This window comes from Microbispora bryophytorum (genome assembly GCF_006874465.1).
GTDB classification, from domain to species: Bacteria; Actinomycetota; Actinomycetes; order Streptosporangiales; family Streptosporangiaceae; genus Microbispora; species Microbispora bryophytorum.
On sequence record NZ_VIRL01000067.1, the window covers coordinates 1 to 924 of the forward strand.

Annotated in this window: 1 pseudogene; it reads left to right on the forward strand. The window is 67.3% G+C overall.

From position 1 onward, the window contains the following. A pseudogene (locus FLX07_RS35825) lies at window positions 1–924 on the forward strand (DNA-directed RNA polymerase subunit beta); the annotation flags it as partial.

Consider the following 924-nt stretch of genomic DNA (forward strand, 5'->3'; position numbering starts at 1 on the left):
TGCGCGAGCGCATGACGACGCAGGACGTCGAGGCGATCACGCCGCAGACCCTGATCAACATCCGCCCGGTCGTGGCGTCGATCAAGGAGTTCTTCGGCACCTCGCAGCTGTCGCAGTTCATGGACCAGACCAACCCGCTGGCCGGCCTGACGCACAAGCGGCGTCTGTCCGCCCTCGGCCCGGGTGGTCTGTCGCGTGAGCGGGCCGGCTTCGAGGTCCGCGACGTGCACCCGTCCCACTACGGCCGGATGTGCCCGATCGAGACGCCGGAAGGCCCGAACATCGGCCTGATCGGCTCGCTGTCCTCCTACGGGCGGGTCAACTCGTTCGGCTTCGTCGAGACGCCCTACCGCAGGGTCGTCGACGGCCGGGTCACCGAGCAGATCGACTACCTGACCGCGGACGAGGAGGACCGGCACGTCGTCGCGCAGGCCAACACTGGCCTGAACGCCGACGGCACCTTCGCCGAGACCCGCGTGCTCGCCCGCCGGAAGGGCGGCGAGTTCGAGGCCGTCCACCCGTCCGAGGTCGACTACATGGACGTGTCGCCGCGTCAGATGGTGTCGGTGGCGACGGCGATGATTCCGTTCCTGGAGCATGACGACGCCAACCGGGCGTTGATGGGTTCGAACATGCAGCGTCAGTCGGTGCCTTTGCTGAAGAGCGAGGCTCCGCTGGTCGGTACGGGGATGGAGTATCGCGCGGCGACCGATGCCGGTGATGTGATCACGGCGGAGAAGGCCGGTGTGGTGGAGGAGGTCTCGGCCGACTACATCACGGTGATGAACGACGACGGTACGCGGACGACGTATCGGGTGGCGAAGTTCAAGCGGTCGAACCAGGGCACCTGTTTCAACCAGAAGCCGATCGTGGCCGAGGGGGATCGGGTCGAGCGGGGTCAGGTCGTCGCCGACGGTCCGTGCA